Genomic DNA, 3,826 nt, shown 5'->3' on the forward strand with positions numbered 1-3,826 from the left:
CGCACGAGCGGGTCTCGCCCGCACCGCGCTCGTACACGCGCATGGCCACGTGGCCGGGGCCCCGGTCGACCACGAACTCGACGTTCACACCCTGCGGATAGGCACCGGCCGGGCTGAAGGGCGGCGGGGAGTACAGGTCACCGGCGTGCGCGAGGTCGTCGACGAAGGCGACCGCGTGCGGGTTGCCCATGTTCACGTTCCGCGCGGGCCAACTGCGCTCGCCGACGCTCACCGTGACGCCCCCTTCGGGGAGACGCGCCTTGCCCATGCCGACCGTGATGTCGCCGTCCTTGGCGATGTGGACGGTCTTGACTCCCCCGCGCGTGGCGACCGCGATGTCCCCTGCGGCCACATGTCCGACGCGCTGGAGATAGCGCGCGAACACACGCACTCCGTTGCCGCACATCTCGGAGACCGAGCCGTCGCCGTTGCGGTAGTCCATGAACCACTCCGCCTCGGCCGCCATGTCCCGCGCCTCGGGGTGCGCGGCGGACCGCACGACATGCAGCAGCCCGTCGCCGCCGATGCCCGCGCGGCGGTCGCACAGGGCGGCCACGGCGGCCGGGGAGAGGTCGATGACGTTCTCGGGGTCCGGGACGATCACGAAGTCGTTCTCGGTGCCGTGCCCCTTGAGGAAGGCGATCCGCGTGCTCATGCGTCGATCGTACGGGGTGGCTACGACAACCCGGCGACCAGTTGTGACCGACCTCTACGAGTGCTGCGACCGACCTGTGCGGCTAGCGGAGTCTGGCCACGCGCCACACGGCGAGTACCACGATCACGGCAACCACCAGGGCGTAGGCGATGACGACCCGCCAGTCCAGGCGTCGCCCGGAACCGCGCTGCGGGAAGCCGGGCCAGATGTGGCCGACGCGGCGGGCGGCCGTCATGCCCCAGCCGGCCGCGCAGGAGCAGATGAGCAGGCCGAGCATGGCGACCACGGCCCCGCTGTCGCCGAAGTCGAAGGCGAGCGGGAAGGCGAACATCAGGGAGCCGACCGCGGCCAGGGCGACGATGGGGGCGAGCTGCCAGATACGCAGACGGCGCTGCGGGCGGAGCTCGACCTCGACCTCGGGTCCGGCGAACATCTCGTCGGGATCGGGACCGTCGGCGGTCACACCGCCCTGGGTCTCGTCCGGGCCGTCCGGGCTCAGTCGACCGTCGCCCTCTTCCGGTTCACCACGGTCCGCGGTGACCTGCTCGATGCCTTCTGCGGTGTCGCGAGGGCCGGCCTCCATCGCCACGCGCCCTCCCAACTCGGACTCCACTTGGTCGATCGAAGCTCGATGATGGCACGCCCCCGGAGGCCCGAGCCGCGGCCGGAGCGTCCCGATGCCAGGACGTGATCAGGCTGTGACCGGTCGTTCGACCAACGCCAGTGCCAGGTGCGGAAGTTCTGTGAGATCTGCCGCAGCCCCACTCAACCAGTGCACCCGGGGATCGCGCCTGAACCACGAATCCTGACGGCGCGCGAAGCGCTTGGTGGCCCGCACGGTCTCCGCGCGCGCCTCCTGTTCCGTGCACTCCCCCGCGAGCGCCGCGAGCACCTGCTGGTAGCCGAGCGCACGGGACGCGGTGACCCCCTCGCGCAGGCCCCGCGCCTCCAGCTCCCGCACCTCGTCCACGAGCCCCGCGCTCCACATCCGGTCGACTCTGCGCGCGATGCGCTCGTCGAGTTCGGGGCGGGCCACGTCGACGCCGATCTGGACGGTGTCGTAGATCGAGTCGTGGCCGGGAAGGTTGGCGGTGAAGGGCTTGCCGGTGATCTCGATGACCTCCAGGGCCCGGACGATACGGCGGCCGTTGCTGGGCAGGATCGCGTGCGCGGCCTCGGGGTCGGCGGCGGCCAGGCGGGCGTGCAGGGCGCCGGAGCCGCGCAGGGCGAGCTCCTCCTCCAGGCGGGCCCGGACCTCGGGGTCGGTGCCGGGGAACTCCAGGTTGTCGACGGCCCCGCGCACGTACAGCCCGGAGCCGCCGACCAGGATCGGCCAGCGGCCCTCGGCGAGCAGGGCGTCGATGTGCTCGCGGGCGAGGCGCTGGTACTCCGCGACGGACGCCGTGACGGTGACGTCCCAGATGTCCAGGAGGTGGTGCGGGATGCCGCCGCGCTCCTCGGGCGTCAGCTTGGCGGTGCCGATGTCCATCCCTCGGTAGAGCTGCATGGAGTCGGCGTTGACGACCTCGCCACCTAGACGCTGGGCCAGAAAGACGCCCAGATCGGACTTTCCGGCCGCGGTCGGTCCGACGACGGCGATGACTCGGGGGGCGGGGGGTGCGCTGCTCACGTTCCCAGTCTCGCAAACGTCGGACCTCGCCTCGAACGAGTTACGTGACGGCACCCGTTTGGGGTCGTTGCCCGTTGCGAGATGTCCCGCCGCCGGTTTCTGGAGGCGGCGACCCGGGTGACGCAAACGGACGCACCGGGCTACGCGGGATTTCGCCCGCACGAGTAACGTATGGAGTGGATATGGGCGTTTTTGACCGGCTTCTTCGGAGGTCGAAGGCTACGGAGGAGGCGTCGACCTCCGACACGGAGACGGCCGGTGGCCTCACGGCCGAATCGGCGGACGAGGTGTCGGAGACCGAGGCAGGGGCAGGCGCGCAGGAAGCGGCGGGGACGACGGCGACGGAGGCCGTCGGGGCCGCCACCGACATCGAGGTCGTCGACAGCGTCGAGATCCCCAAGCAGCAGTCCGCCGAAGAGGCCGCCGACAACGAGGCCGGTGAAGGCGCCCGCACGTAACCGCCCCGCGTGGAAGGTGAACCATGGGTCTGATGGACAGTTTGAAGGCCAAACTCGCCCCGGCGAAGGACAAGGTCTCGGGCCTCGCGCAGCAGCACGGAGGCAAGATCGAGAGCGGCCTCGACAAGGCCGCGAAGATGGTCGACGAGAAGACCAAGGGCAAGTACAGCGACAAGATCCAGACAGGCACGGGCAAGGCCAAGGACGCCATGGACCGACTCGCGCACAAGGACGACACGGGGAGCGCGGGGACGGAGCGCGGCGGCACGACCGCACCGCCGGACTCGACCCCGCCGACCACCTGAACAGCACCCGCACATCGATCGGCGGACGGCCGCGGAGCACCAGGCTCCCCGGCCGTCCGCCGTTTCGCGGCTGCACCAGGTCCACGACCGTGCTGCGACCGCACCGCGCCTACGACCAGGTCGCGACCACGTATCCGACGCCGTACGGCGCGTCCTCGTACAACAGCGCGCCGCCTAGGTCAGCACCCTCCGCCGCGCCCGCGAGGACCTGCCAGGGGGCGCGGCCGGAGGCCTTCAGCTCGTACGCCAGCTCGGCGTCCAGCGCCTTGAGGGCCGGGACGTCCGCCGCCCCCAGCGCACGCGCGACCTCGGCGTCGAAGGGTGCCGCGCGCTCGTCGAGATAGCCCGGCGCCTTCAGCGTCCGGCACGCGCTGGCGTCGCCCATCACCAGCAGGGCGACCCGCTCGGCCTGCGCGACGATGTCCTTCCCGACTTCGATACACCGCTCGGCCGCGAGAGGTTCCCCCACACCGAGTCCCTCGATCGGGGCATCGGACCAACCGGTCCGCTCCAGCAGCCACGCGGCGACGGCGAGCGAGGGCGGAAGTACTCGCTCCGACACGGCGACCCTCTCCCTCCCGAGCCGTACGCCGAGGTCCACTCCGAAGCCGCGGAACGAACCCCGGGTGCCCTCAGGATGCGGCCCTCGCCCGCTCTGCTCGGCGGGCCCGACGACCACCAGACGGTCGGGCCGCGCGGCGGCGAGCACCCCGAGCGCGTCGGTGCACGCGGCACGCGCGGCGTCCAACTCGAACGCGGCACCGGCGGCGACGTCGGG

General features: G+C 71.6%; 6 protein-coding genes. 2 read left to right on the top strand and 4 right to left on the bottom strand.

The window, feature by feature from the left end; all coding sequences use genetic code 11:
- From dapF to miaA, 3 genes are all read right to left on the bottom strand, one after another.
- Positions 1–655, bottom strand: a 655-nt coding sequence (gene dapF, locus R6V09_RS48125; RefSeq protein WP_317887773.1) for a diaminopimelate epimerase, incomplete at its 3' end; no start/stop codon positions are given.
- 82 nt (positions 656–737) lie between these two features.
- Positions 738–1,238, bottom strand: coding sequence for a hypothetical protein (locus tag R6V09_RS48130; RefSeq protein ID WP_317887778.1), 501 nt, complete (start codon positions 1,236–1,238; stop codon positions 738–740).
- A gap of 108 nt (positions 1,239–1,346) precedes the next feature.
- A complete protein-coding gene (gene miaA / locus R6V09_RS48135; RefSeq protein ID WP_317887774.1) occupies positions 1,347–2,285 on the bottom strand; it encodes a tRNA (adenosine(37)-N6)-dimethylallyltransferase MiaA in 939 nt (312 codons plus the stop codon).
- A 182-nt stretch (positions 2,286–2,467) separates the two neighbouring features.
- Between miaA and R6V09_RS48140 the strand changes: the two genes are divergently transcribed.
- Positions 2,468–2,743 (top strand): hypothetical protein, encoded by a 276-nt coding sequence (locus tag R6V09_RS48140; protein ID WP_317887775.1) that lies wholly within the window; start codon positions 2,468–2,470, stop codon positions 2,741–2,743.
- 23 nt (positions 2,744–2,766) lie between these two features.
- Positions 2,767–3,048, top strand: coding sequence for an antitoxin (locus tag R6V09_RS48145; protein ID WP_317887776.1), 282 nt, complete (start codon positions 2,767–2,769; stop codon positions 3,046–3,048).
- Positions 3,049–3,157: 109 nt separating this feature from the next.
- Here the strand turns inward: R6V09_RS48145 and R6V09_RS48150 are convergent.
- Positions 3,158–3,826 (bottom strand): class III extradiol dioxygenase subunit B-like domain-containing protein (locus R6V09_RS48150; RefSeq protein ID WP_317887777.1); only part of this gene is annotated, 669 nt, incomplete at its 5' end.

The sequence above is a fragment of the Streptomyces sp. W16 genome (assembly GCF_033194735.1).
Lineage (GTDB): Bacteria > Actinomycetota > Actinomycetes > Streptomycetales > Streptomycetaceae > Streptomyces.